Origin of the sequence: Georgenia sp. EYE_87, from assembly GCF_023148685.1 — a bacterium.
Taxonomy (GTDB): Bacteria; Actinomycetota; Actinomycetes; order Actinomycetales; family Actinomycetaceae; genus Georgenia.
Window position 1 is genome coordinate 51,619 of the sequence record NZ_JAHXNL010000003.1, and the last position, 24,886, is coordinate 76,504.

Consider the following 24,886-nt stretch of genomic DNA (forward strand, 5'->3'; position numbering starts at 1 on the left):
CCGGCCCCTTCCGACTTCTTCGCTCGCTCGGACACGGGCACGCTAGTTTGTTGGGGACCACAATCATGCTCACGCCAACCGTCACGGCATATGTGATGACACGTACGCTGGGTCGAAGCGCACAGTTTTACCTGTTCGATGCGACTCGTAAATTGCCTCTACCACCCTCAGAGACTTCATCGCTTCGACTCCTGTGACTGCCGGCTCGCGATTCTCTCTAAGAGCCGCGATGAAGTCCGACACCTGTAACACGTGGTAGGGCTTAAGCGCATCGTTTATGACGGAGGACGACACATCGGCGTTGATAGCACGTCCGAGAACAGGAGCGTGGAAAACCTGACCCGGCACGTCCCAAATCTCCAGTTGGCCGGTACCCTCTGGGTATTCCGCCAGTGCCACGGTAGCTCCGGATGATCCCGTGATCCGGATCTGCACTCCCTCGGAGGGAGTTAGCCCAGTCGTGGCGGAAATCGTGGCCATCGCGCCAGAAGTAAACGTCAATAGTGCGGTCGCAGCATCCTCGACCTCGATGTACTCGCCGTGAATGTACGTACCACATCGGCCTGTGACCTCGGCGACGGGACCCATGAACCACTGCAGCAGGTCTATATAATGGATGGCCTGCGTCATGAGAACGCCACCGCCATCTGTGTCCCATTTTCCTCGCCATGGATCTCTCGTGAAGTAGTCCGGGTCGCGGTGCAGGAGCACTGAACAGTGCGCAAGAAATGGCGTGCCTAGGACGTCCTCATCAATGATCTTCCGGACCCTCTGGCTAGCCGGCCAGAAACGACGCTGAAAGAGGACACCGAGGGTTACGCCTGCAGTCTCGCAGGCATCGACCATCCGCTGTGCGGCTGAAGTTGTGAGAGCGATGGGTTTCTCGCACAGGACGTGCACTCCTGCTTGTGCCGCGTCGACAACCGCATGCTCGTGCGTGGGGTGCGGCGTACACACGCTCAGTACATCGATGCCCGCCTCGAGCAAGGCACCGAGTGATCCAAACCAGTTCGGCACTTCGTACTTCTCAGCGAACGATGTGGCCCGGGGGTGGTCGATGTCCGCACATGCAACTACCTCAACTTCGGCGATGCGCCGGTATGCCTCCACGTGATTACCCGCGATGCCGCCACAGCCTAGGATCCCGACTCGGATGGTCACGGCGCCTCAGCCGGTTATCCCGACGACGTCAACGTGAGCCGCGCTCTCTCCGGGCAGACTTTGGCCGTCGAGCCAAGCAGCGCCATCGCGATAGAGCCGCTCCGTAGCCGCTCCAGTGAGTTCAGGCAGACCTGTCCGCACCTTCATCCCGAGCTGTTCTTGAAGGTAACCGAGGTTCCTGTAGCCGGATGGCAGCGACTCCCAACGCTCCATGTCGATTACTGGAGCCACGCCGGGCACAACCGGGACCATCCGATCCAGCTCGTAGATCGGTTGCCGCCGCCTCAGCAGCCATTCTCCGGCCTCACGGATAAAGAAGTCATAGAAGCGTCCGGTGCAGATGACATCGACGAGTACACCGTGAACCTCGGCGCGTTGGGTGATCGTCATCTTCGTCTCGCTCACCGCGCGATCGACCGCCACGTCAACAGCCGATCCACCCAGGAAGTGCAGGATCCGCACGCCGGCGTCAAAGCCTCGACGGCTCGCTTCAATGAAGTCCCTGTAGCCGCCCACGAACCAGGTGGCACTCATGGTGCCTTCGTCGTGCCAGAGGGTTGCGAACCTGTCCCAGTAACCGGCATCGCGCCAGACCGCCCATTGCTCGACCGCCTGCCGGATCTTGTATGCGTCGTTCACGATCTCGCCTCCGATTCTATTGCTGCATGCTGTTCAACCCGCCGCTGGGCGGCTGTCTTTACCCGGACCGCCATCTGCGATCCAGCTGCTACGTGCACGACCTCACCTGTGATGGCCCGCGCACCGGGTGAGGCAAGGAACGCGACGGTTTCCGCAACGTCCTCTGGGGTCACCGGCCGATTAAGCGGGCTGGCCTCCATGAATCGCTGTGCGAAGTCCTCGACCTGAGCAGGGTCACCCTTGACGTGGCTCAGTTGCGACTTGACGAATCCCGGAGCAACGGCGTTGCTCGTCACGCCGAGGTACCCGAGCTCGGACGCGAGTGCACGCGTCAGCCCGACGAGCGCCGCCTTCGAAGAGACGTAGGCAGCGTCGCTTCCACCACTCAACCAGGTCCGTGACGAGATGTTCACGATGGTGCCAGTTCTAGTTCGACGCCAAATCGGTAGAGCGGCGCGCGCGAGCAAGAACGGTCCGGTGACGTTGACCTCGAAGATTCGCCTCCAGTCGCCTGCTGAGAGGTCAGCTAGAAGCGCTCCGCTCTCGATTCCGGCATTGTTGACGAGCACATCAAGATGACCGTTATCATTGCCGATGCGGCCCATCATCTGGCTGACGGACCCCTCGTCCGTTACGTCGCACTGGTGGATTTCCCAGGAGCCGGGCAGCGTTTGTGCGATGCGCTCCAAACCCTCGGTCTCGACATCGACAAGCAGAATATGAAAGCCAGCTTCGGAGAGCCTGCGAGAGACTACAGACCCTAGTCCACCGCCCGCACCCGTGACGAGGGCGATCGCCTTCTCTGTCATCGGGACACGCTCGCTGCTCCAGAGACAGTGAGCGCCGCCTCAGAACCTCGGCCATCCGGCTCGCTGAGGAAGGCCTTGAGCACACGTGCGAGCTCTTCTGGCTGCTCCTCCGGCACCCAGTGCCCACAGTCTTCGATCACCGCACCCGTCACGTCGAGGGCGAATTCGCGCATGATCGATTCCATCTGGGAGCCCCACCGTGCGCGCCCCCCGACAGCAAGCACAGGGAGTGTTAGCTTACCCAATTCGAGGCGGCCCCGATTGTCTTCGGCATCGTCGGGAAACGCTCGGTACCAGCCGAGCATCCCGTGCTTAGTGCCAGGAGCCGCGAAATTCTGCGTGTATGTGTCAAGAAGCCCGTTCTCGAACGCGTCCAGGTTAACCGCCCGCTCACGAACGAACTCATGAACGTAAAGAGCCTCCTTGCCCTCCAGCAAAGCCTCAGGAAGATTTTCCTTCATGTGGAATGCGAAGTGCCATAGGAGGGGGTCCCTCAGGGCGTCGTCCCAGAAACTCACGCCAGGGATCGGAACGTCGATCACCGCGATGCGAGAGACCCTCTCGGGATAAAAGGCTGCCCACGAGTACGCGATCATTCCACCAATGTCGTGGCCGATCACGGCCACCTGGTCCAGGCCAAGCTGATGGCATGCCGCATCAATCTCAGCGGCGAGGCGCTTCTTGTCGTAGCCGGCCGCTGTTTTTGAAGATCCACCGCTGCCCTTGAGGTCGAACGCGATTAGTTCGTATTCATCCTGGAGCAGCGGTGAGACCTGGTCCCACTCATGGAGATCCTGGGGAAATCCGTGCAGGAGCACGACCGGGTAGCCGTGGCCCATACGCACACCATGAAGCACAACCCCGTCATCGACCTCGATCTTGAAATGCCTTCTGGACTTGCTCACTTGTTGCCTCTCCAATCAACTTGCTTGAATGACGCGAACGTACTGTCAACGGTCCGTGAATAGCCATACTCGCCTAACTCGGGACGTCCTTAGGAGGCCAGCCCACGCCCGAGAACGTCCGTCGCCGCCGCGTACAGTTGCTGGGCCACTTCGCTCTGGTCGAGCTCATTGAGGCCGTCCGACCACACTTCAACGGCATACCGCGGCGTGTGGCCCAGACGGTCGAGCCTTTCGACGAGTTGACGAGACTGCTCGCCGGGCAGCTGCCGGCGGTGACGCGCCTCCCACCTGACATCCGCCGCGGCTTGCCCCTCGGCGTCGCACAACTGCACCGAGCAGATCGAACCGATCGGAATGTTGTGAAGCTCCGACCAGGCCGCTGTTCTCTCCACGTGCCATGTGTCGAGCAGCAGCCCGACGCTGCCACTTTCCACGGATTCCAGAATGGTGAGAGCGCTTCGCAGATCGGCCACCTGGCCGAAGGGCATGAACTCCAGAGCGATCACGGAGTCCCGCTCCTGCACGAGCGTCGCCCACCGACGTAAGCCCGCCCGAATTCCGCTGCCGGTTGTCGGGGCCAGCTGCACCGCAGTGACCTGTAGGGGCCCGAACGCGTTAACTAGTTCCACCATCAGCGCGTCTTCCTCGTTCAAGTCGCCTTGGTGTGCCCAGTCCCATGGGCCCTCGATTTCCGTCAGGACCAAGCCGTTGTCTGCGAGGATCGCCTTGATCGTTTGCACGTCCGCGCCTCGGTCGCGCTCGGTCAGCCATTGGCGGAGGCTGAGGCCTATCCCGGTGAATCCCGCCGTCGCCGCTGCTCGACACCTTTCTTGGAAGTTCAATTGCGGCAAGTTCATCGCCGAGAGCGTGACATCGAACGCCACCGAGTTTTGCATTACCTCACCCCTAGCAGGACAGGACCGCGGGGCCACCGCTCCAGTAGCAGCTGCCTCAATTGGCGGCAATTAGTTCGTCGACGTCGATGGGGGCCTCGACCAGTCCGTCCTTTTGGGCGAGCTCAGCCTGCGTACGGATCGACTCGGCGTTGACGCTTTCCGGATACTGGGGAAGCAACACCTTGGCCGTCAGCTCCTCGTCCATCTCTGTAAAGTTGGAGACCTGAGCCCGCACCTCGTCGGGGTTCTCGGAGGCGAACTTAGAAGCCTCCGAGATCGCGGCGGTGAACCGCTCAACGGCGTCTGGCTGCTGCTCGACGGTCTGCTGCATCGCGAAGTAGACGCCGGCCACGTTGTTGGGGCTGGTGTCCAGGAAAGGCCAGGACAGGACTTTGTTACCCGCATCCTTGTGAAGAGACACGAAGGGTTCGACGGCGAACGCGGCGTCCACGCGCGATTCAGCCAGCGCCGGGACCATATCCGGATAGTTGAGCTCGACGAAGTTCACCTTGTCGGGGTCGCCCCCGGCGGCCCTGATGGACTGGCGGGTCGTGACATAGGCATTGCCTGCCAGGGTGTTCACCGCGACCGTCTTGCCTTCGAGTTCCTTGGCCGAGGTCAGCGTGCTCTGCCCATTCACCAGGACAGCACTGTAGTCGGGTTCCTCATTCAGCGACGCACTGCCGGCGGCGATGATTGTTACATCCATACCGCGCCCACGAGCAACAGCAAGCGACACCGGGTTGCTGAATCCAATGTCATATTGTCCGCTGACCACACTCGGGAGTAGGGCGGCGCCACCCTCAGCGATTTCGAAGGTCACGTCAAGACCGTGCTCGTCAAACATGCCGAGTTCCTCGGCCAGGTAAGCCGGCGCCACGTCGAGGCTCGTGAGAATGCCTACGGTGAGCGGAATGGTTTCCGCTGCAGAGCCCTCCGCTTCCGGCGCACTTCCGGCGGAGGAGCCGCAGGCCGCCGTGGTGGCCAGCACAGAAGCAGCGGCGATGAGAATGATCGAACGTCTACGAAGCGGCATCTTTGCCTCCTGGTAAGTCACGGAGTGGCTCTGGGGGACGAGCCGGGCAAGACGCTAGCTCGGAGAAGGACGGCATAGTTCACACCCTCCCGCTGAGCGGAAGTGACCCTTACGAGCCGCCCCCCACGGCGGGGGACAACCGGCGGCCGATCGCCGATGCGGACGTCCGAAGCGCTGGGACGAGACGTGAGTAGTTTGTCCCGGCCCGAGCGACGATGGTGAGCGCGGCCGCAAATTCTCCGGCCGAATTAAAAACCGGCACCGCAACGGAACTGACACCGATCGTGAACTCACTGTGCACTGCAGCGATCTGTTCTTCTTTCACCGTCCCTACAACCTGGCAGAGGCGCCTGTAGTTGGTGATGGTATAGGGGGTGTATTGACGCAGGGATGTCTCGCCGACTGACGCCAGGAGGTCATCACCACCGAACGCGAGCATTACCTTCCCGACGCTCGTTGCGTGTAAGGGTGCTCTCCGCCCGATGTTCGTCTCCGTACGAACGGACTTATGGCCGGAAATTACTTCGATGTAGAGAGCCTCCAGCCCATCCTCCACGGCGAGATGCACATTTTCATGCGTTGCCTCGTAGAGGTCCTGCATGTACGGCAGGGCGACTCGCTGCAGTTGGGCTCGAAATGGTATCAAAGATGCAAGCTCCCAGAGGTGAACTCCGATTCGGTAACGCCCTGCAGAAGTGCGTTCTAGCGCTTTGACATCAACGAGCTCGGCGGCAAGTCGATGTACCGTGGAAAGCGGAATTCCTGTCACGCTGGCTATTTCCGTCAGCGTCATCGTCGGCCGCGTCGATTCAAATGCGCCCAAGACAGACCACGCGCGATGGATCGTCGTTCGTCCTGGCTCTCTGGAGTTACCACTCATACGAGCACGTCCAAGTCTTCTTCTTGTCGGACACTTACACCACCCATCACCGAGTGGACGTGATGATGGACGCCAGCGGTGTCTCGCAGACTTTCCGTAACCGCCGCTAAGGGACGAAACGGCTGGGACTGCCATCACTGGCTCCTGCTCCTACGGTAGCGCCACCCGCCTCGGCGTCACCGAACACGGCGCTATGTGTGATGGGTGAACGAATCGATGACGAGCGAATCGAGCAGTGAGCGTGCGTCCGGGTCAGGGTTCGACTGGCTCCTCGGCAACCGCGCGCCCCGACCTCCTCCCGACTCCGTGGCTCTCCAATCGACGCTTCGAGGATTCTGCCGACTGTCACAGGCGTAGTGCCCCGTAGTGATCCGGGGGCGGTTAATCGAGGAGGCGCGCGGGCCTCGCGCGTGATGGTCGGGTCGGCGCGGTCTGGGGACCGTCGATGCCGATGGCGACGGTGCGCAGCAGTCGGAGGGTCCGGACGATCTTCTTGATGGACTCGCCGGGCTCGCGTGTGAGGAAGTGGGTGATGACCAGCGCGGCGAAGACGACGGTCAGGTGTGCCCCGATGGCATCTCGCTGGCGGTGGAACACCGGCCTGGCGCGCAGGTCCGACTTGGTGATGCGGAACGAGGCCTCGACCCGCCACGGGTCGTGGTACGCCGCGATGACAGCGTGGCCGGTCGTCTCCACAGGCAGATTTGTCACGTAGTCCTTCGTGCGACCAACCCCCAGCTCATCGACATCCTCGGCCCACGTGCCTCCCAAGACCTGCGGATCGGCGTCGAGCGCGGTCGATTCGTCGTCCCGACGTCGAGGTGGCCACCTCGTGCACCCTCGGCGCTCTGCTGGCGATCCTCCACCTCCCGCTCTCCACCGCCGCCCGCGAGAACATCGACCAGATCTTCCCGAGTCGACGCTCACCATGGTCGGCGTGCCAGCCGACGACGCGCTCGAAGTCGCCTCGCGCCCACTCCCGCCTCTGCCCGCCGGGGTCTGATCGTTCTCTGGGGGCGCACCCTGGGGCGGACGGCCGCGCGGCGCTCGAATCTCAGGCAGGCGTCCCCGTGAACTCGGCCTCCGGGTCGTGGCCGTAGATCCAGCCGTTGGCGACCAGCGGGTCACCGTCCGCAAGGGCGGCGTCCCGCGACTCCTGCTCCGGCCCGTCGGGCAGGTGGTTGATGTGTGCGCGGGCGTGGCTGACCTGCTGGATCCGGGTGGTCCGCGGCAGGCGGATCTCCTCATACCGGCGCAGCGCCTGCCCCGGGTCGGGCTCGGCGGCGAGGCAGGCCGCCAAGGTGGCGGCATCCTCCAGGGCCTGCGCCGCCCCCTGGGCGTAGAACGGGAACATCGGGTGCGCCGCGTCGCCGAGCAGGGTCACGCGCCCCGAGGTCCAGCGGGTGAGGGGTGCCCGATCCAGCAGCGCCCACCGTCCCGGGGTGCCCGCGGCACTGATGAGCTCCGTGAGTCGCGGGTCCCACCCCTCGAACTCGGAGAGGAACTCCTCGACCGTCGCAGTCGCGCTCCAGGACTCGTCGGTGTAGTCCCCGGCCGGCGCGAAAGCCACGAGGTTGACCAGCCGACCGGCAGAGATCGGGTAGTGCACCAGGTGATGGTCGGGCCCGATCCACAGCGTGTGCGCGTGCCGACGGGCGAAGGCGGGGGCCACGTCCGCCGGGACGAGCGCCCGGAAGGCGCAGATGCCGGAGTACTCCGGCGGCGACGGGTCCGTCACAGTGCTCCGAACCACCGAGTGGACCCCGTCGGCACCGACGACGACGTCGGCCCTGTCCACACTGCCGTCGGCGAACGTGAGGCGGACACCGTCGTCGTCCTGCTCGACGGCGACGCACCGGGCGCCGAGGCGGACGGCACCGTCCGGCACCGCGGCCCGGATCACGTCGAGGAAGTCGGCACGGTGGACCGTGTAGGTGTGCTCGCCGTAGAGGTGTTCGCACGCCTCGGTGAGATTTTCCGAGGAGATGACCTCACCGTCCTTCCACCGCCGGAACTCCCAGCCCACCTCCATCCGCACGGCCGATTCCTCGAGGAGGTCCATCACCCCCAGGCGCCGGACCAGTCTGCCTGCGTTGGGCGCGACGACCAGACCGGCTCCCACCTCCCCCAGCTCACCGGCCTGCTCGTACACCGTCGCGCCGATCCCGGCGCGGTGCAGGAAGGCAGCCGTCGCCATGCCGCCGATTCCGCCGCCCACCACGGCGACGCGCGGACCATCTGATCTCGTGCTCATCTCGCTCCTCGGCCTCCGCTCGGCCCGGTCACGGCAGGAGGGCCGCGACGTCGACCGGCTCGGTCACCAGCCCGTACTCGAGCGCGAGGTCGGCGTGCAGGTCGACCGCCGCGGCGCTGAGCTCGGTCGGGAACTCCGGCATGACGAGCTGCTCGCGGACCTCGGGAGAGATCTCGGTGTACTCGCCGAGGATGGCGCGCGCCTCGTCCGGGTTGTCCCGGGCGAACGACTGGGACTCGACCATGGCGGCGGTGAACGCCTCGACCGTGTCGGAGTTCTTCGCGGCGTAGTCGCCGGTGGTGAAGTACGCGGCGATGAGGAGCTCGGGGTCGGTCTCGGCGTAGTTGTGGCTGATCACCCGCCCGCCGTCGTTCTTGGCGATCGTGAGGAAGGGCTCCAGCACCCAGATGGCGTCGACCCGCCCGGAGGCGAGCGCGGCGGGCATGTCGGGGAATGGCATCTCGACGAACTCGACCGCCGAGGGGTCTCCTCCCGCGCCCTTGACGACGTGGCTGACAGTGACGTCCCCGATGTTCTTCAGCGTCGAGACCGCAACCGTGCGCCCGGCCAGGTCGCTCGGGCTCTGGATGTCCGAGCCCTCCGGCACGACGACGGCACTGAAGTCCGACGTCGTGTCGCCGGTCGTGGTGTTGGCCGGTGCGATGAGCCGCAGCGGCAGGCCCTGGCCCGTGGCGACGATGAGGGAGGGGACGTTGGAGAAGCCGAAGTCGTAGGTACCGCTGACGACCGCGGGAATGATTGCCGCTCCTCCCTGCGCCATCTCGAAGGTCAGGTCGAGGCCGTGCTCGGCGAAGATGCCCTCCTTCTCGCCGAGGAAGATTGCTGCGGTGTCGACGATGGGCATCACGCCCACGGTGACAGGGGTGAGCGAGCCGGTCGTGGGTGCCTCACCACCTCCGCTCTCGGCTGCCCCGCCACCGCCGCAGGCAGCAAGGGCGACAGCAGCGGCCAGTGCGCCGACCGGGCCGAGTGTCTTCTTCAACGGCGGACTCCTTTGTCGCGGTGAAAACGTGCTTATCCGGGTGAAGCCCCGATGCTTCCCGAGCCTGCGATCGTGGGGGAACGGCTATGTTCATTCAACGATCAATGACGGGTGCGGCGGAGGAGGAGCATGCCGCGGACGAGCCAACCCGGCCGGAGCGTGAGTTCCAAGCTGTTCGAGATCCTCTATGCGTTTCAGCCAGGGCGGACGCGGCTGTCGCTCGCCGAGCTGACTCGCATCACCGGCCTGCCCCACGCGACCGTGCGGCGGCTCGTCCTCGAGCTTGTGCAGGTGGGTGCCCTCCACCGCGCCACCGACGGCACGTTCACGGTCGGACTCCGGCTGTGGCGGCTCGGCACGCTCGCGCCGTTGACGGTCCCGTTACGCTCGGCCGCGCTGCCGTTCATGGAGGACCTCTACACGGCCCTGAAACAGCACGTTCAGCTCGCGGTGCGAGAGGGCACCGAGGCGGTGATCGTGGAGCGGCTGTCGGCGAGCCCCGCGGTCGACGTCGTGTCCCAGGTCGGTGGCCACCTGCCGCTGCACAGCTCGGGAGTGGGGAAGGTGCTCCTGGCACACGCGCCGGAGGAGATCGTCCAGCGGGTGATCGGTGACGGGCTTCCTCGGTTGACACCGCGGACCATCACGGACCCGCAGCGGCTCGGGCAGGTGCTGGCAGAGTGCCGAGGCACCGGCGTCGCCACCGTCCGTGAGGAGACGAGCAGCATGGCCGACTCGGTGGCCTCGCGGATCATGGATGCCGACGGCAACGTCGTGGCTGCCCTGTCGGTGGTCGTCAGGTCGGGCACCGTCTACCTGCGGGCCGTCACGCCAACCGTGATCGCGTCGGCGCTCGGCATCTCCCGACGGCTCGGCTGGACCCCAAGAGCCGGAGTTCGGTAGCGGCGCGAGGCGGGGCGGCCTGGCCACGTACCACTCACTCGCCCGGACGTGGCCGGCAGGTCATTCGGAGAGCTGGGCTCGGTCCCCGAGTTGTGACCCGACCCACCTCCAATTCGGAAACATCAGGCAGTAATCGACGGTTCAACCACTTGTGACCACTACTGCTGACCTTCAGACCCAGAACGCGCTCGTCCTCGACGAGCGCGCCCAGGACCTGCTCTTCCGCGAGGCCCGCACGGCCAACGCGTTCACGGACGAGCCCGTCACCGACGAGCAGATCGACGCGATCTTCCAGCTCGTGAAGTGGGCGCCCACGTCGATGAACACCCAGCCGCTCCGGGTCGTCGTCGTCCGTTCCGCCGAGGCCAAGGCCCGCCTCCTCCCCCATATGTCCGAGGGCAACCGGGCCAAGACGGCGGCCGCCCCCGCCACCGCCCTTCTTGCCGCGGACATCGACTTCCACGACGAGCTCCCGCGGACGTTCCCGCACTTCCCCGGCGCCCGCGACATGTTCGCCGGTGACGAGGAGTCGCGCGCCCGCACCGCCGAGCTCAACACGGGCCTCCAGGTGGGCTACGCGATCATCGGCATCCGTGCGGCCGGCCTCGCCGCCGGCCCGATGACCGGCTTCGACGCCGACGCGATCTCCCGCGAGTTCTTCCCGGACGGCCGTCACCGCGTGCTGGTCGCCATCAACATGGGCAAGCCCGCCGAGGACGCCTGGCACGACCGCCTGCCGCGGCTCGGCTTCGACGAGGTCGTCACGACGCTCTGAGCCTCTGAGCTGACCGACGGGCGCGGCCTCCGACCGGGGGCCGCGCCCGTCGCTCGTCCATCCCCCGGCGCCTCAGCCGCTACCCCGACAGACCGCCTCCAGCGCGGTCTCGAGGCTCAGGGGATGTCTCTGCGCATGACGATCCGCGGCATCCTGCTCGCCACGGCGTCGGTCGTCCCGATCACCCGGAACCCCACCTTCTCGAACATGGACCGCGTGCCGACGAACGCCATCGTCAGGTCCATGCGCCCGGGCGGGTCCACCGGGTAGGCCTCGACCGCCGGCGCGCCGCGGGACGCCGCGTACGCCACCGCGCCCTCGATGAGCTGGCCCGTGACTCCCTTCTTCCGGTGCCCGCTGCGCACGACGACGCAGATGATGCTCCACACCGGCACGTCGTCGACCGGGCGGATGAGCTTCGAGCCGGCGAGGCGGGGTATCTCGGCACGGGCCCCGACGTTGCACCAGCCGACCGGCACGCCGTCGAGATAGGTGACCACCCCAGGCGGGTTCTCGCGCTCGCACAGGGCCCGCATCGCCTGTTCCCGGTCACCGCCGCCGAGCTCCTCGATGTCCTTGGCCCGTAGCCGGTGCGAGAGGCACCAGCAGTGTGTCGCCCGGCGGTTCGGGTTGATGACGTCGGCGAAGTCCTCGAACCGGTCGGGCGTCACGGGATGCGTCTCCCAGGTCATCGGTGACCTCCCCGGCCCGGCCTGTGATGTCGTCGTGCGCGCATGGTCACAGTGTGGCGCGACCCTCCGACACGTGGCGGCTGCGCCGTCGTCACTAGGCTGCCTGGCATGCACAGGGACGGGCTGGGGCGGCTGCAGGTGGTCTGCGGGCCGATGTTCGCCGGGAAGTCCGAGGAGCTGCTGCGCCGGGTGCGCCGCGCCCAGCTCGCCGGGCTCGCCGTCGAGGTGGTCAACCACGCGCTCGACGAGCGGCACGGCGCCGGCCAGGTGGCCTCGCACTCCGGGCTCAGCGTCCCGTCCCGCGCGGCGCCGGACGTCCCCTCGCTGGTGGAGCTCGTCGCCGGCCAGCAGCTGGACCTGCTCGCGATCGACGAGGCACAGTTCTTCGGCGCGGACCTCGTCCCGGTGGTCGGCGACCTGGCGCTGCGGGGCATGACGGTCGTCGTCGCCGGCCTGTGCGTGACCTTCGACGGCCGCCCGTTCGAGCCGCTCCCCTCCCTCATGGCGCTCGCGGAGGACGTCACCAAGCTGACGGCGGTGTGCACGGTGTGCGGGGAGGACGCGCCGTTCCACCAGCGCGTGCGCGCGGGCGACGTCGGCGACGCCCGCGTCCCGACCGCCGAGCACGTGGGTGGGATCGAGTCGTACCAGGCCCGGTGCCGGCGTCACCACGAGACGCTGGCCTGACATCGCGGGACTCGTCCGGGGGCCTCTCGCGGTCCGGCTCGGCGAACTCGTCGATCTCTCCGAAGTGCGGGGGGAGGGAAGCTCCGAAACGGTCCGTAAAGCGTCGCCGTCGCGAATAATCCCCCGAATGAGGAAGTGGTTCCAGCGCGACTACCGCCCCCTGCTGGACGGCGGCCAGGGCGAGGTCATCGAGGTCTCCGGCTCGGTCGAGATCGCCGCCACCCGGCAGAGCGTCTGGGCGCTGATCAAGCCGGCGGAGAACGGGCCGCTGCTCAGCCCGCACATCATCCGCGGGTTCCACGTCCCCGGGACGCCCGAGGGGGTCGGCGAGGTCCAGGGGTTCATCACCGTGCACGAGGGCCGCAAGCACATCGTCGGCATCGAGCTGGTCGACGAGGTGCCCGGGGAGCTCGCGGTGACCCGGGTGCTGGGGAGCCTCGACGACGCCTCCCGGACCACGTACGCGCTCAGCGACACCGCCGGCGGCTGCCGGTTCGAGCAGCGCGAACGGTTCACCGTCCCCCCGAACCACGACGCCGAGGCGTTCGAGCGCCACCACCAGGAACTGGTCGACCTCCTGGTGCAGCGGGTCAAGCTGGTCGCGGAGCGGACGTGGACGCCGTACCCGGCCGCCCCCGACGGGCGGCCGGACGTGCGCTTCAGTCCCGAGTACCGCACGGCGGGACTCTGACCGTCGCGGCGCGCCGCCGCCGTCGTCGTCGCCCTGTCCGGGACGTCGCCCGCTTCGGGCGGAAACGCCCGGGAATTTCCGGCTCTCCGGCCTGGTTCATGCAAACACATGAACACGTGGGCGCCACAAGGACGGCCGCGAGACCTGAAAGAAGTGAGCAGCATGTCTTCCGTCGACAGCAAGGTTGCCATCGTCACCGGGGCCGGTTCGGGCCTGGGCGCCGCCATCGCCGAGGAGCTGGCGGCCGGCGGGGCGCGAGTGGTCGTCACCGACATCAACATGTCCGCCGCCGAGGCCACCGTCGGGCGCATCACCGAGGCGGGCGGGACGGCGATGGCGGTCCAACAGAACACCGCGGTCGCCGCCGAGTCCGAGAAGGTCGTCCAGGCCGCGCTCGACGCGTACGGCCGCCTCGACCTCGCGGTGAACAACGCCGGCATCGGCGGCAAGGCCGCCCCTACCGGCGAGATCGACCTGGAGGACTGGGCCCGGGTCATCGACATCAACCTCAACGGCGTGCTCTACGGCCTGCGCTACCAGATCCCGGCGATGCTCGCGTCGGGCGGGGGCGCCATCGTCAACATGGCGTCGATCCACGGCGCGGTCGCCGCACCGGGGAACACCGCGTACACCGCCGCCAAGCACGGCGTCGTGGGGATGACCCGCAACGCCGCCGTCGAGTACGGCACCCAGGGCGTGCGCGTCAACGCCGTCGGTCCCGGCTACATCGCCACCCCGCTGCTCGAGAACCTGCCCCAGGAGCAGCGCGACGCCCTCGCGGCCAAGCACGCGCTCGGGCGCCTGGGGCGCGCGGAGGAGGTCTCCCACCTGGTCACGTTCCTGCTCAGCGACGAGGCGTCCTTCCTCACCGGCGGCTACTACCTCGCCGACGGCGGCTACACGGCGAGCTGACCGGCCCGGATCTCGAGGGTCCCCGAACGGCTCCGCCCCACCGCCCCGCTCCGCCAGAACGGCGGGGCGGGGCGTGTTGACGTGGGCGTTAACCTGCGACCCATGAGCCCTACGCCCTACATCCACTTCCCCGGCACGGCGCGCGAGGCGCTCACCTTCTACGGCGACCTCTTCAGCTGCACCGTGCAGCTGCACACCTTCGCCGAGTTCAGCAGGAACGACGGCCCCGCCGACGCCGTCGCCCACGGCCTCCTGGCCGACGGCCCGATCACCCTCTACGGCGCCGACGCCGCGGGCAACCAGGCGCCGGTGCGATTCGAGGGCATGATGCTGGCGCTGCTCGGCACCGCCTCGCCGGAGACCATGCGCGCCTGGTTCGCCGGCCTCTCCGAGGGCGGCCGGGTGGTGGACCCGCTGCAGACGCGGCCCTGGGGCGCGTCCGACGGCCAGGTCGTCGACCGCTTCGGCCTGCACTGGCTGATCGGGTTCGAGGCCTGACAGTGATGATGTGTGTGGTGGTTCCTTCGGGTGGGTCTGACTCTCGGCCTGACCGACGCCTCGGCTGTCCTGTTTGCGATATGTCGGCCCGCTCGAGGGGACCATCACGCACGCGACCGGACGGGCGTCTGTGACCTTATAGGAGCTTGGTTCAGAAGCCCCGCCACTGTCTTGTCCGCCCGCCCGGCCGGCGCGTGCTGCCCTACCGGGATCAGCGAGAGGACAGCAGTGACCAGCATGACGGATCAGCACCTGGAAGTCATCGCCGGGGTGGACACCCACGGCCAGACGCATCACGCCGCGGTGGTCGACCTCCTCGGCCGGCACCTGGCCGACAAGGAGTTCCCCGCCACCAGTTCCGGCTACCGGCAGCTGATGGCCTGGCTGGGCTCCCACGGCACCGTGACCGCGGTCGGGATCGAGGGCACCGGCGCCTACGGTGCCGAGCTCAGCCCGGGTCCTGACCCGGTCCGGGATCCGGGTGGTTGAGGTCGACCGCCCCGACCGCAAGACCCGCCGGCTGCGGGGCAGGTCCGACCCGATCGACGCCTACGCCGCCGCGACCGCGGTGGCCTCGGGGCGCGCCACCGGGACTCCGAAGACCCGCGACGGGATCGTCGAGGCGATCCGTGCCCTGCGGGTCCCGCGCCGCTCGGCGGTCAAGGCCCGCACCCAGGCCATCAATCAGGCCCGCCAGCTCGTGGTCACCGCCCCCGAGGCGCTGCGCGCGCAGCTGCGCGGCCTCTCCGCCACCGAGCTGGCCCGGACCTGTGCCCGGCTGCGTCCCGGTGACCTGGCCGACCCGACCGGGGCGACCAAGGCCGCCCTGCGTCGTCTGGGCCGGCGGATCCTGGCCCTGGTCGAGGAGATCGCCGAGCTCGACGCCGAGCTGAAGACCCTGACCGCCCAGGCCGCCCCGACCCTGCTCGCCCGCACGGGCGTCGGCCCTGACGTCGCCGGCCAACTGCTCGCCACCGCCGGGGACAACCCCGAGCGGCTGCACTCCGAGGCCGCGTTCGCTCACCTGTGCGGCGTCGCTCCGATCCCCGCCTCCTCCGGGCGCCGGGACCGTCACCGCCTCAACCGCGGCGGGGACAGGGCCGCGAACCACGCCTTGCACACCATCGCCCTGTGCCGCATGCGCTGGGCCCCCCGCACCCGCGCCTACGTCCAGCGCCGCACCCAGGAAGGACTGTCCAAGAAGGACATCATGCGCTGCCTCAAGCGCCACATCGCCCGCGAGATCTACCGAGCGCTCACCAACGACCTACAGAGCCGAAGCGCTCACGCGTCAACTGCCACCGCCGACCTCCCACAGGCCGCTTGACATCCATAGGAGCATCGAGAAGGGGAGAACCCCCTGTCGATCGACGCTACGGCGAACCGGTCCCGGGCCCGGCGTCGTTGTCGGGCTTCTGGTCGTCACGCCTTTTCGGCCGCTGCTCGAGGTAGGCGACGCCGGAGTCCAGGTCGACCGGTCCGAACGGCGGGGCGCCGTCCCCGGGGCGCCGGACATCCAGCTCCAGGCGCTCGCGTTCCTCCACGAGGTGGCGCAGCCCCGGCTCGAAGATCATGAAGAACTCCGACATGCCTGCACCGTACGCCGTGGCGGCGCGGCGGTATGAGGGTTCCGGTGTGTCAGCGCAGCCGCGGCGCCGACGCGTTCAGGGTCGACAGCCGCGGACGGTCAGCCGGTGAGGACTGCTCGCCTGCCGGTCAGCCGGCGACGACGGCTCGCGCTGCCCGCAGCCGGGCCGTCCGCATCGGAGGGGTGTCGAGCTCGCGGCCGTTCTCGGTGAGCCAGGCCGCCCAGTCGGTGACGTCGGGGTGCTGCTTGAGCAGGGCGCGCCGTTCCCGTTCTGTCATCGCGCCCCAGATCCCGAACTCGATCCTGGACCCCAGGGCCTCGACGAGGCAGGCCATCCGGACCGGGCACGTGAAGCACAGCTCGCGCGCGGAGCGCTGAGCGGCGCCGTGCACGAACAGGGTGTCGGGCGGGGTCTTGGCGCACGCCGCATCGACGGCCCACGACAACCTCGCGATCACGGTGACACTCCGCAGGAGAGGCGCTGCGCCGCCGCCGGTGGCGGGACTCCGGCCCAGGTTCACCGTGTCCGCGGGAACCGCCTCGCTCTCGTGGGTCATGTCAGGGCAACCGGGTGCAGCTGGCCGCGCAACCCGGTCAGAAGGATGTCGAGGCCCCGGTCAAGCTCGGCGGCGCCGTCGTAGTCGGCCAGCTCGGAGGCGAGACGCCGGAGCAGCGGGAACTCCCCGGGCGGGAGCCGGTGCAGGCCCAGGCGGAGGAGGTCGTCGCTCTCCTCGGGGTTGGCGACCAGCTCCTGCAGCTCCGTGAGGACGTGACCGTAGAGGAACCCGATGTAGGCCCGGTAGACGTGCAGCGCGTCCCCGGGCGAGAAGCCGGCACCGACCAGCAGGGCCAGGATCGTCTCGAGCGGGCGCAGGGTGCCGAGCGGGCGAAGGCCCAGCGGCGTGGACAGCGGACGCGTGACCAGGAGGGGCACCACACGGGGGTGCGCGAGCACGAGGCTGCGGAACTCGTGCGCGGTCTGCCGCAGCTGTCCCTCCCAGTCGTCCCCGTCGGTGGCGATGGTCAGCTCGGCCATGACGGTCTCCACCACGCCGTCGAGCAGCGCGTCCCGACTGTCGGCGTAGCGGTACAGCGCCATCGCGTTGCAGCCCAGCTCTCGCGCCAGCCGGCGCATCGTCAACGCCTCGACTCCTTCGGCGTCCACCAGACCCAGCGCTGCCGCGAGGACCCGTTCCCGGCTCAAGGGCTCACGGCGTCGGCGCCGGGCTCCATGCTCTGCCGCTCCCGCATCTGCGGACCTCGGTGATCTCGGCACTGCACTCCCTTCGTGTGGCTCGGATCTCAGTTCAGGAGATCGTCCCCACTTGCGTAGATCTACATCGTAGACTTACGCTGTACATGTGCCAATAGCGCACGCCCGACGGGTACCGCCCGCCTCAGCACCACTCACAAGCTTCGCGTCGCGCTCCGGCCCCAGCCGAGACTGACCAAGCGCACGCGCACAGACCGTGCACCGGCCCGTCCATCACCCAGAACCCACCGAAGTGGGCGCACCTGTCCACCTCGGGAGAAGAGGCCACCGTGGCTGACTACTCCCCTCTCCCCGAGCACGAACTTGGCACCGTCGCGCTGATCCTGACGAAGACCCACGTCCGTCTGGCGCTCGCCGGCGAGCTCGACCTGGCCACCAAGGCAGAACTGCTCGAGGCCGTCCGGGAGGCCGCACGTCACGACCGACCGGTCGAGGTGGACGCCCGCCACGTCACGTTCATGGACTCCTCCGCCATCGCCGCTCTCAGCCGGCTCGTCCAGCTGACAGACCACCGGCCCATCTTCATCAGCCCGCCCGACGTCGTCCGCTTCCTGCTCGACGTCACGCGGATCGGCGAGCTCGTCGACATCGTCGACCACGACGGTGCGTCCCTCGCGACCACCGCCGGCGAACCGACGTCGGTGTCCACAGCCTCTTCCTGAACCCGGCCCCGCACGACTGGCCGCAATCTCCCTCGACGGGCGCCGGTCCAACACCCGCCCTCGTACCGCAGCACACCAAACCAGAAACGGATTACCCATGACTTCAGCACGCACCAACGTCACCCCGGCGCCCCGCAGCACCCGCCGCGCCCGGACCACCGGGCTGGCCGCAGCCGCGGCCGGCATCGTCATCTTCAACATCTCGCCGCTCATGAACTGGGTGAACCCGGACGACAGTGCCGATCCCCGCACCGGCTACGAGACCGACTCCCTCGTGCCCTTCATCGCCTACCTCGGCCTGGGCCTGCTCGTCGCCCTGGTCTACGCCGCCAAGCGTGCACGCCGCGGCCAGCACCGTGGCCTCACACTGGTCACGATGGCCGTCGGCATCGCCGCGACCCTCCAGTGCTTCTTCTTCGCCATCAACCCGATGGGCGGCCTGGAGCGCGGCGACGACCTCTCCTCCGACATCGGCGTCTGGGTCGGTCTGATCGGTGCCGCGATCTGGACCGTCGGCGCCGCCATGCTCGCCAAGGAGATCGAGGGCGACGACGACGAGCGCACCGACAACTACACCCGCGACAGCGCCAGCGACCACAACAGCTGACGCACGACGGGGGCCCTGGACCCAGGCCCCCTTGCTGGGGCGAGCGGCGTACAACGCCGCTCGCCCCAGCTTTCTGCCGTCCGGGCTACGACAAGACGGTGCCCCGAAGATCTCCCCGGGCGGCCGCGTCCGCCCGCGCCCATACTGGCCGACGTGGACGGCACACCGGCAGACCAGACGATTCCCGACGCGAGGGCTGCGAGCGCTACCGCGGGTGCTGCTGCCGCGCCGGGCGAGCATCCGGAGCCGGCCGACCGGCAGCGCGTCAAGCACGGCGGGCCCCTGCGCACCGCGGTCGTGGTCAATCCGGCACGGGTCGAGGGCCTGGACGAGCTCCGGGCCACCATCGAGGAGACGCTGGCCGGGGCCGGTTGGCCGGCTCCGCTGTGGTTCGAGACGACGCCGGAGGATCCCGGCGCCGGCCAGGCACGTCGGGCGGTCGCGGAAGGGGCTGAGGTCGTCTTCGTCAGCGGCGGGGACGGCACGGTTCGCTCGTGCGTCGAGGGCCTTGCCGGTACCGAGGCCGCGCTGGCAGTGCTGCCCGCCGGCACAGGCAACCTCCTGGCCGCCAACCTGGGCCTGCCCGACGACCCGACCGAGGGTGTCCGGCTCGCCGTCGAACGCGGGCGTCACCTCCTCGACATCGGCGAGGTCGACGGCCAGGCCTTCGCCGTCATGGCGGGCATGGGATTCGACGCCAACCTCCTCGGGGATGCCTCCACCACGCTCAAGGCCCGCATCGGCTCACCCGCATACGTGCTCTCCGCCCTGAAGCACCTCCGCGACCGTCCGATGCGCGTCGAGATCCGCATCGACGACGACCCACCCCTCCGCCGGCGCGCACGCACCGTGGTCATCGGGAACGTCGGCCGCCTGCAAGGGGGCGTCCGACTCCTCGCCGACGCCGAGCCCGACAACGGCCAGCTCGACGTCGCGATCCTCACCCCCCGTCGCCTCTCCCAGTGGACCGCCCTGGCCTGGGGCATCCTCCGCCGACACGAGCACGTGCCCCGGATGGAGGTGCTGCGCGGCTCACGCATCACCGTCACCAGCGACCGCGACCAACCCCGCCAGCTCGACGGCGACGTCATCGAGCCACGACGGACCCTGGCGGCCACCGTACGACCGGCAGCCCTGTGGCTGTGCGTCTACCAGCCCGACCGCAGCCCCGATCTCGCGGAAGGCTCACCGAAGCGGCGCTGACCGCACGGGGCGTCACCCACCAGCGCGAAGGGGGCGGGGACGACCTCGGCCGCCGTCGGGACGGCGGCCGAGGTCGGTACCGAGTTGCCTAGGCGTCCACCCGCCGCTGTGCCGCCTCCAGTCCGGCGAGGTAGCCGAACACCAGGCCCAGCGAGATCGTCCCGCCAGCGCCCCCGTAGAAGCCCTTGGTCGGCGCCCCTCCGGCGTTGCCGGCCGAGTACAGGCCGGGGATGACCTCGCCCTCGGTGTCGAGCACGCGCCCGCGGGCGTCGGTCCTCGGTCCGCCCACGGTGCCCAGCGCGCTGGCCTCCACCTTGAGCGCGTAGTACGGCGCGGTGTCGACGGGGCCGAGGACGCTGGACCGCGGGCTCTTGAGGACCGGACGCATGATCGCCGCGAGCGGCCCGACCACGAGGGAGCGCAGCCGGTCGAAGTCGGCCTTCTTCGCCGTCCCGGCGGCCGCCTTGTTGGCGACCGGCCCGATCAGCTTGGCGATGGCCGTCCGCGCCCTGGCCGTGGCGGCCGGGAAGAGCGCGTCCGGTGAGGCCTTGCCCAGCCGCGGGTAGAAGGCGCCGAAGTACCTGTCGAACAGCGTGCCGCCGCGGTCGAACTTCGGGTCCTGGCCGCGTGCGGCGTCGGGGTTGAACTCGTCGACGGTGCGGAGCAGCCCGACCTCGTCGACCCCGATCTGCGCAGCGAGCTCGGCGAGGGTCTTGGCACGGTAGAGGTACTCGGGCACCTCCCCGCCGGGCGTGACGCCGAAGATGCCGAACTTCTCCCAGTAGTTCTGGTCGAAGATGAGCCACGCCTCGGCGTTCGGCTTCTCGCCGGTCTCCGGGTCGGTCGCGCTCATGATGGCGCCGAACTGGTCGTAGGCGAGCGCCTCGTTCGCGAACCGCTCGCCCTTGCGGTTGACCATGATGCTGTGCGGGAGCGCGCGCTCGCCGAGGAAGACCCGGGCGAGCGGGCGGCCCTCCAGCTCCTCGCCGGGCAGCTGGACGCCGGGCATCCACCACGCGTCCTCCATGCCGGTGAGGTCGGCCCCGATCTCCTCGGCCAGCTGCACCGCGATGCCCTCGTGCCCCTTGGGCGAGACCTGCACACCGAACGGCGCACCGAGGTGCTTCGTGGTGAGCTCCTCGGAGGTCTCGTAGCCGCCGGTGGTGAGCAGCACGCCCTTGGCTGCCCGGACCGTCCGCTCGACGCCGTCGGCCAGCACGACGACGCCGCGCACCCCCGAGTCCTCGGTGACGAGCCGGACCGCGGGCGACTCGACGCGGACGTCGACGCCGTTGCGCAGGCTCGCGTCGAGCAGGGCGCCGACCAGGGCCGGCCCGGCCATCCACACGTCGTCGGGGCTGATGCCGTTGAGCATCCAGAACGGGAGCGGGTTCTTGGCCATGCCGGTCGTCAGGGCGGGTCGCACGTACTTGGCGGCCTCGCCCAGCCGTTCGGGGGAGAAGGGGCCGGGGAAGAGGGCCCGGCCGACGGACGCGCCGTCGATGTCGGACCGGTAGTCGGGCCAGATCGCCGGGATCCAGCCGAAGGCGGTGTTCTCCTCGATGTACCGGGCGACGTGGGGGCCCGTCTCGAGGAAGGCCTCGACGATTTCGTGGTCGAGGGTCTTGTCCCGGCCCTGGCCGTACATGTAGCGCCGCGCCTGGTCCAGGTCGTCGCGCACCTTGAGCTGCTTGGTCGAGAACCCGTGGTTCGGGATCCACGCCGCACCGGCCGAGATGCCGGTGGCGCCGCCGACGAGCTCCCGCGACTCGACGACGAGCACCCGTGCACCCTGCTTGGCGGCAGTGAGCGCGGCCATCAGCCCAGCCCCGCCGGAGCCGACGATCGCCACGTCCACCTCGTCGGGGAGGCCCAGCTGGGACACGGTCCCGATTGAGCCGCGGTGCTGCTTCGCACGACCGGTCACCTTGCCCGGGCTCCGGCTGCTGCTCGCCCCGAGGTCCTTCTTGCTCTCGGACATGAAGACGCTCTCCTCTCGGCCGGCGATCCTCTGCCGGCCACGATCACTCCGTACCAGTTGATGCAAATGCATCGATGTTCGTGGTAACCCCGATCGCGGTGGGGACATTCCCGCGTCCGGACTCGCCCGGTGAGATTCGGAGGCGCCAGTCCCGGAAAACGGAGGAAGCCGACCCGGGGGCCACCGACGGGGGCCACCAAGGCGTTCGTCGCCGGCGACCTGCAGGCGATGCGCGAGATCTATGCCCCCGACGTCTGCCATCGGCACGCCGAGCTGGCTGAGCATGTCGAGCTGGTCGTAGGCGGCTGCGGTTCGACTACACCAGCCACGCCGGGGCGGGGAGCCGCCGCGACGTCGAGCCGCACCGTCTCGTCTGCACCGGGCGAGGGTGGTACCTCCTCGCCTGGGACGTCGTCCGGGACGACTGGCGCACGTCCCGCGCCCGGGCCGGAACGACGGCGTCGTGACGGCGGAGAGCGAGACCACGTGCATCGTCGAGGCGGGCGGTCCTGCATGAGCTTGCCGTGCGCTGTCGAGTCGCGGCCGAAGGGCTAGGACCCGCGGATCTTGCGCTCGCCGAGCGAGTAGCCGCCTTCAGCGAAGTCGCAACGGTCGAGGACCTGGAGCTTGAGGAGGAGCACCTGCTGAGCGACGACGTCGTCGCTCTGCTCGACGCGGCGTCCTCGGGTCCTTCCCGAGGGTGATCGCCCGTGCCCGGGCGCGCCCGGGTCAGCGCAGCGGCTCGGGCGCGGCCACCAGCGGCGCGAGCACGTGCCCGGCCCACTCGTACGCCTGCAGGTAGGCGTCGTAGACGGAGAAGATGCTGGGCCGCTCGATCTCCACGAACAGGTCGCCGTCGAAGCCGGCGGGCAGCGCGGCCAGGACGCGATCGAACGGGACGACGCCGGAGCCCGGCTCGGCCCAGACCCGCCCGGTGGCGACGAGCTCGTGGTAGTCCTTGCCGCGGCCGCGGCGGGTGGGCTGGGCGTAGTCGGCGTAGACGTCGGAGAGGTGGACGGCGCCGACGCGGTCGGCGTAGCGCGCCACGATCTCGGCCGGGTCCGTGCCGGCCCAGCGCAGGTGCCCGGTGTCTGGGCCGAAGCCGAGGACGTCGGCCCCGAGCGTGTCCAGCACCGCGACCACCTCGGCCTCGGTCTCGACCAGCCCGCCCACGCGGGGGTGGAGCAGGGGGCGCAGTCCCTCGGCGGCGAGCGCGCGGGCGGTCTCGCCGAGCTCGTCGAGGGCGCGGGCGAACGCGCCCTTGTCCGCCACGGCGCCGACGGCCGGGCGGGCCACGCGGGCCGGGACCGGGTCGGCGATGAGCATGACCCGGTCCAGGCCGAGCGCGGTGTGCTGGGCGGCGGTGCGCCGGGCCCGCTCGAGGACGGCGGGCAGGGCCTCGGCGCCGTCGAAGGTGGCGGCGAAGATGCCGGTGGCCGGGGCGAGCTGGTACACGCCGAGCCAGTGGGCGTAGTCGTCGAGCGGCAGGTCGTCCGGCACGTCGACCCGCACGGCGGTGAAGCCGATGTCGTGCAGGTCGGCGAAGCCCTGGGCCAGCTGCTCCAGGGGCGTGGCGTCGACCGTGCCCCACAGGTACCCGAGTGTGCTCACGGCCAGGCGCGGCAGGGTGGTGGATCGGGTTGTCATCGTGGAGCCTCGCCTGATCGGTCAGTGTCTGCGATCAGACTGTGCCACCGTCGGCGCCCTGCCCACTGGTTGCCGTTTGTTGCCCGAATTGCCACGTTTTCCTCGCGACCGGACCGCCGCCCCGGTCATGCCTCCGCGCGAGCGCCCGCCGCCCCGGTCATGCCTCCGCGCGAGCAAGAAGTCCCGTGTCGAGAAAGAAGGCGTGAGCCCGCTTGCTCGGCACGAGACCTCTTGCTCGACCGTGAGCATCGCCAACTCGCTGCTCGCCGTCGCGCTCGCGCTACTCGGCGTCGTCGGGGTCCACCGGGACGTGGTGGTCGTGGTTCGCGACGCCGCGCCTCCAGTAGCCGCTGCACTCCACGGTCGACGCGTCCAGGCCGAGCTCGCGGCGCAGGTAGCGGCGGACGGGCTGCAGGGTGCCGGCCTCGCCGCCGAACCACCAGAAGGCGAGGCCGTCGGTGCTCGGGAGTGCGCGCACCGCGTCCTCGATCAGCGAGGTGGTGCCGGGGACGTCGTCGCCGCGGTGCAGCCAGGTGATCCGGCAGCCGGGTCCGGCCAGCCCCGCGAGGTAGGCCTCGTCGTCGGCGTCCTGGACCTCGGCCAGGACGGTGACGTCGGCGTCGTCGGGCAGGATCCGGAGCCAGCGCGAGAGGGCGGGCAGCGCGGACTCGTCGCCGCCCAGCACGAACCGGTCCACGCCGGTCGGCGCCAGCTTGGACCCGCGGGGGCCGGCGACGACGATCCGGTCCCCCTCGGTCACGCGGGCGGCCCAGCCGGCGGCGGGTCCGCCGTCGCCGTGGAGGAAGAAGTCGAGCTCCAGCTCGTCGTCGTCGTTGACCAGCGGCGTGTAGTCGCGGCTGACGAGCTCAACCCCCTGAGGGCGCTCGATGCCACCGCCCGGCGCGACCCGCGGGGCGTGGAGCTCGCCGGTGACAGGGTTCGGGAAGAACACCTTGACGTGGTCGGCGGGGCCGAGGCTGGCGAACCCGTCCATCGGGCCGGCGAGCGTCACGCGGCGCAGGCGGGGCGTGACGTCGCGCCACCGGGTGACGGTCATCGGGCGGACGGCGAAGTCGTGGCGGACGCGCTCGCGGACGAGCGTGGGAGAGGTGGGGTTCATCGCTGGTCAGGGGGCGTGGCCTCGTCGGCCCGCTCCCCGTTCCCCTTTCGGTCGTGCGTGCGGT

At 68.9% G+C, this 24,886-nt stretch carries 27 protein-coding genes and 1 pseudogene; 11 read left to right on the forward strand and 17 right to left on the reverse strand.

Annotation, left to right across the window (positions count from 1 at the left end; all coding sequences use genetic code 11):
- Nucleotides 1-81: 81 nt before the first annotated feature.
- The 10 genes from KZX45_RS05995 to KZX45_RS06040 all read right to left on the reverse strand — a co-directional run bounded on the left by KZX45_RS05995 (nucleotide 82) and on the right by KZX45_RS06040 (nucleotide 9,454).
- The gene (locus tag KZX45_RS05995; protein WP_248256813.1) at nucleotides 82-1,161 is read right to left on the reverse strand and encodes a Gfo/Idh/MocA family protein; all 1,080 of its coding nucleotides are present in this window, start codon (nucleotides 1,159-1,161) and stop codon (nucleotides 82-84) included.
- Nucleotides 1,162-1,167: 6 nt separating this feature from the next.
- Entirely contained in the window at nucleotides 1,168-1,800 is a 633-nt protein-coding gene (locus tag KZX45_RS06000; protein WP_248256814.1) for a nuclear transport factor 2 family protein, read from the reverse strand.
- Nucleotides 1,797-2,609: an SDR family NAD(P)-dependent oxidoreductase gene (locus tag KZX45_RS06005; RefSeq protein ID WP_248256815.1), complete on the reverse strand. Its 813-nt coding sequence runs from the start codon at nucleotides 2,607-2,609 to the stop codon at nucleotides 1,797-1,799. Before KZX45_RS06005 ends, KZX45_RS06000 begins: the two co-directional genes overlap by 4 nt.
- Entirely contained in the window at nucleotides 2,606-3,514 is a 909-nt protein-coding gene (locus tag KZX45_RS06010) for an alpha/beta fold hydrolase (RefSeq protein WP_248256816.1), read from the reverse strand. The genes KZX45_RS06005 and KZX45_RS06010 overlap by 4 nt, the downstream gene beginning before the upstream one ends.
- Before the next feature lie 89 nt (nucleotides 3,515-3,603).
- On the reverse strand, nucleotides 3,604-4,410 hold the full coding sequence (locus KZX45_RS06015) for a sugar phosphate isomerase/epimerase (RefSeq protein ID WP_248256817.1): 807 nt from the start codon (nucleotides 4,408-4,410) through the stop codon (nucleotides 3,604-3,606).
- Between the two features lie 55 nt (nucleotides 4,411-4,465).
- Nucleotides 4,466-5,467: an ABC transporter substrate-binding protein gene (locus KZX45_RS06020; RefSeq protein ID WP_248256818.1), complete on the reverse strand. Its 1,002-nt coding sequence runs from the start codon at nucleotides 5,465-5,467 to the stop codon at nucleotides 4,466-4,468.
- 88 nt (nucleotides 5,468-5,555) lie between these two features.
- Entirely contained in the window at nucleotides 5,556-6,461 is a 906-nt protein-coding gene (locus KZX45_RS06025; protein WP_308221710.1) for an IclR family transcriptional regulator, read from the reverse strand.
- A gap of 246 nt (nucleotides 6,462-6,707) precedes the next feature.
- Complete coding sequence (locus tag KZX45_RS06030; RefSeq protein WP_248256820.1) at nucleotides 6,708-7,037, reverse strand: hypothetical protein; 330 nt, start codon at nucleotides 7,035-7,037, stop codon at nucleotides 6,708-6,710.
- A gap of 343 nt (nucleotides 7,038-7,380) precedes the next feature.
- Entirely contained in the window at nucleotides 7,381-8,580 is a 1,200-nt protein-coding gene (locus tag KZX45_RS06035; RefSeq protein ID WP_248256821.1) for an FAD-dependent monooxygenase, read from the reverse strand.
- Between the two features lie 28 nt (nucleotides 8,581-8,608).
- A complete protein-coding gene (locus KZX45_RS06040; protein ID WP_374112569.1) occupies nucleotides 8,609-9,454 on the reverse strand; it encodes an ABC transporter substrate-binding protein in 846 nt (281 codons plus the stop codon).
- A 288-nt stretch (nucleotides 9,455-9,742) separates the two neighbouring features.
- Here KZX45_RS06040 and KZX45_RS06045 point away from each other — a divergent pair, with 288 nt between their 5' ends.
- Together KZX45_RS06045 and KZX45_RS06050 are read left to right on the forward strand one after the other, a co-directional pair.
- On the forward strand, nucleotides 9,743-10,486 hold the full coding sequence (locus tag KZX45_RS06045) for an IclR family transcriptional regulator (protein WP_248256823.1): 744 nt from the start codon (nucleotides 9,743-9,745) through the stop codon (nucleotides 10,484-10,486).
- A 151-nt stretch (nucleotides 10,487-10,637) separates the two neighbouring features.
- Nucleotides 10,638-11,261, forward strand: coding sequence for a malonic semialdehyde reductase (locus KZX45_RS06050; RefSeq protein ID WP_248256824.1), 624 nt, complete (start codon nucleotides 10,638-10,640; stop codon nucleotides 11,259-11,261).
- A gap of 116 nt (nucleotides 11,262-11,377) precedes the next feature.
- Here KZX45_RS06050 and KZX45_RS06055 read toward each other — a convergent pair whose 3' ends face one another.
- Nucleotides 11,378-11,953, reverse strand: a complete 576-nt coding sequence (locus KZX45_RS06055) for a GNAT family N-acetyltransferase (protein WP_248256825.1) — start codon at nucleotides 11,951-11,953, stop codon at nucleotides 11,378-11,380.
- Nucleotides 11,954-12,061: 108 nt separating this feature from the next.
- On the opposite strand from KZX45_RS06055, the gene KZX45_RS06060 reads away from it, so the two are divergent.
- The 5 genes and pseudogenes from KZX45_RS06060 (at nucleotide 12,062) to KZX45_RS06080 (ending at nucleotide 16,068) form a co-directional block, all read left to right on the forward strand.
- Nucleotides 12,062-12,640: a thymidine kinase gene (locus KZX45_RS06060; protein WP_248256826.1), complete on the forward strand. Its 579-nt coding sequence runs from the start codon at nucleotides 12,062-12,064 to the stop codon at nucleotides 12,638-12,640.
- Between the two features lie 127 nt (nucleotides 12,641-12,767).
- Nucleotides 12,768-13,331: an SRPBCC family protein gene (locus KZX45_RS06065; protein ID WP_248256827.1), complete on the forward strand. Its 564-nt coding sequence runs from the start codon at nucleotides 12,768-12,770 to the stop codon at nucleotides 13,329-13,331.
- 162 nt (nucleotides 13,332-13,493) lie between these two features.
- Nucleotides 13,494-14,243 carry an SDR family NAD(P)-dependent oxidoreductase gene (locus KZX45_RS06070; RefSeq protein ID WP_248256828.1) on the forward strand — a complete coding sequence of 250 codons (750 nt, stop codon included), beginning with the start codon at nucleotides 13,494-13,496 and terminating at the stop codon, nucleotides 14,241-14,243.
- 102 nt (nucleotides 14,244-14,345) lie between these two features.
- Nucleotides 14,346-14,741, forward strand: a complete 396-nt coding sequence (locus KZX45_RS06075) for a VOC family protein (RefSeq protein WP_248256829.1) — start codon at nucleotides 14,346-14,348, stop codon at nucleotides 14,739-14,741.
- 228 nt (nucleotides 14,742-14,969) lie between these two features.
- Nucleotides 14,970-16,068: pseudogene (locus tag KZX45_RS06080) on the forward strand (IS110 family transposase).
- A 46-nt stretch (nucleotides 16,069-16,114) separates the two neighbouring features.
- On the opposite strand, the gene KZX45_RS06085 reads toward KZX45_RS06080, so the two are convergent.
- The 3 genes from KZX45_RS06085 to KZX45_RS06095 form a co-directional block, all read right to left on the reverse strand.
- A complete protein-coding gene (locus KZX45_RS06085; protein ID WP_248256830.1) occupies nucleotides 16,115-16,330 on the reverse strand; it encodes a DUF6191 domain-containing protein in 216 nt (71 codons plus the stop codon).
- 127 nt (nucleotides 16,331-16,457) lie between these two features.
- On the reverse strand, nucleotides 16,458-16,787 hold the full coding sequence (locus KZX45_RS06090) for a WhiB family transcriptional regulator (RefSeq protein WP_248256831.1): 330 nt from the start codon (nucleotides 16,785-16,787) through the stop codon (nucleotides 16,458-16,460).
- Nucleotides 16,788-16,882: 95 nt separating this feature from the next.
- A complete protein-coding gene (locus KZX45_RS06095) occupies nucleotides 16,883-17,533 on the reverse strand; it encodes a TetR/AcrR family transcriptional regulator C-terminal domain-containing protein (protein WP_248256832.1) in 651 nt (216 codons plus the stop codon).
- A gap of 338 nt (nucleotides 17,534-17,871) precedes the next feature.
- Between KZX45_RS06095 and KZX45_RS06100 the strand changes: the two genes are divergently transcribed.
- The 3 genes from KZX45_RS06100 (at nucleotide 17,872) to KZX45_RS06110 (ending at nucleotide 20,074) form a co-directional block, all read left to right on the forward strand.
- The gene (locus KZX45_RS06100; protein ID WP_248256833.1) at nucleotides 17,872-18,264 is read left to right on the forward strand and encodes an STAS domain-containing protein; all 393 of its coding nucleotides are present in this window, start codon (nucleotides 17,872-17,874) and stop codon (nucleotides 18,262-18,264) included.
- A 97-nt stretch (nucleotides 18,265-18,361) separates the two neighbouring features.
- Nucleotides 18,362-18,871 (forward strand): hypothetical protein, encoded by a 510-nt coding sequence (locus KZX45_RS06105; protein WP_248256834.1) that lies wholly within the window; start codon nucleotides 18,362-18,364, stop codon nucleotides 18,869-18,871.
- A 153-nt stretch (nucleotides 18,872-19,024) separates the two neighbouring features.
- Nucleotides 19,025-20,074: a diacylglycerol kinase family protein gene (locus KZX45_RS06110; protein ID WP_248256835.1), complete on the forward strand. Its 1,050-nt coding sequence runs from the start codon at nucleotides 19,025-19,027 to the stop codon at nucleotides 20,072-20,074.
- Between the two features lie 88 nt (nucleotides 20,075-20,162).
- Here the strand turns inward: KZX45_RS06110 and KZX45_RS06115 are convergent, their stop codons facing one another.
- Entirely contained in the window at nucleotides 20,163-22,055 is a 1,893-nt protein-coding gene (locus tag KZX45_RS06115; RefSeq protein ID WP_282453364.1) for an FAD-dependent oxidoreductase, read from the reverse strand.
- A gap of 305 nt (nucleotides 22,056-22,360) precedes the next feature.
- Here KZX45_RS06115 and KZX45_RS06120 point away from each other — a divergent pair, with 305 nt between their 5' ends.
- Nucleotides 22,361-22,522: a WYL domain-containing protein gene (locus KZX45_RS06120; RefSeq protein WP_248257185.1), complete on the forward strand. Its 162-nt coding sequence runs from the start codon at nucleotides 22,361-22,363 to the stop codon at nucleotides 22,520-22,522.
- A gap of 262 nt (nucleotides 22,523-22,784) precedes the next feature.
- Here the strand turns inward: KZX45_RS06120 and KZX45_RS06125 are convergent, their stop codons facing one another.
- The gene (locus KZX45_RS06125; RefSeq protein WP_248256836.1) at nucleotides 22,785-23,702 is read right to left on the reverse strand and encodes a sugar phosphate isomerase/epimerase; all 918 of its coding nucleotides are present in this window, start codon (nucleotides 23,700-23,702) and stop codon (nucleotides 22,785-22,787) included.
- 280 nt (nucleotides 23,703-23,982) lie between these two features.
- Nucleotides 23,983-24,822 (reverse strand): siderophore-interacting protein, encoded by an 840-nt coding sequence (locus KZX45_RS06130; RefSeq protein WP_248256837.1) that lies wholly within the window; start codon nucleotides 24,820-24,822, stop codon nucleotides 23,983-23,985.
- Nucleotides 24,823-24,886: the final 64 nt, after the last annotated feature.

Bases quoted from the DNA above. Each gene is read 5' to 3' on its own strand.
- KZX45_RS06070 (WP_248256828.1), top strand. From the start codon at position 13,494: ATGTCTTCCGTCGACAGCAAGGTTGCCATCGTCACCGGGGCCGGTTCG.
- KZX45_RS06035 (WP_248256821.1), bottom strand. From the start codon at position 8,580: ATGAGCACGAGATCAGATGGTCCGCGCGTCGCCGTGGTGGGCGGCGGA.
- KZX45_RS06065 (WP_248256827.1), top strand. From the start codon at position 12,768: ATGAGGAAGTGGTTCCAGCGCGACTACCGCCCCCTGCTGGACGGCGGC.
- KZX45_RS06015 (WP_248256817.1), bottom strand. From the start codon at position 4,410: ATGCAAAACTCGGTGGCGTTCGATGTCACGCTCTCGGCGATGAACTTG.
- KZX45_RS06125 (WP_248256836.1), bottom strand. From the start codon at position 23,702: ATGACAACCCGATCCACCACCCTGCCGCGCCTGGCCGTGAGCACACTC.
- KZX45_RS06075 (WP_248256829.1), top strand. From the start codon at position 14,346: ATGAGCCCTACGCCCTACATCCACTTCCCCGGCACGGCGCGCGAGGCG.
- KZX45_RS06085 (WP_248256830.1), bottom strand. From the start codon at position 16,330: ATGTCGGAGTTCTTCATGATCTTCGAGCCGGGGCTGCGCCACCTCGTG.
- KZX45_RS06005 (WP_248256815.1), bottom strand. From the start codon at position 2,609: ATGACAGAGAAGGCGATCGCCCTCGTCACGGGTGCGGGCGGTGGACTA.
- KZX45_RS06055 (WP_248256825.1), bottom strand. From the start codon at position 11,953: ATGACCTGGGAGACGCATCCCGTGACGCCCGACCGGTTCGAGGACTTC.
- KZX45_RS06025 (WP_308221710.1), bottom strand. From the start codon at position 6,461: ATGGCAGTCCCAGCCGTTTCGTCCCTTAGCGGCGGTTACGGAAAGTCT.
- KZX45_RS06060 (WP_248256826.1), top strand. From the start codon at position 12,062: ATGCACAGGGACGGGCTGGGGCGGCTGCAGGTGGTCTGCGGGCCGATG.
- KZX45_RS06130 (WP_248256837.1), bottom strand. From the start codon at position 24,822: ATGAACCCCACCTCTCCCACGCTCGTCCGCGAGCGCGTCCGCCACGAC.
- KZX45_RS06115 (WP_282453364.1), bottom strand. From the start codon at position 22,055: ATGTCCGAGAGCAAGAAGGACCTCGGGGCGAGCAGCAGCCGGAGCCCG.
- KZX45_RS06105 (WP_248256834.1), top strand. From the start codon at position 18,362: ATGACTTCAGCACGCACCAACGTCACCCCGGCGCCCCGCAGCACCCGC.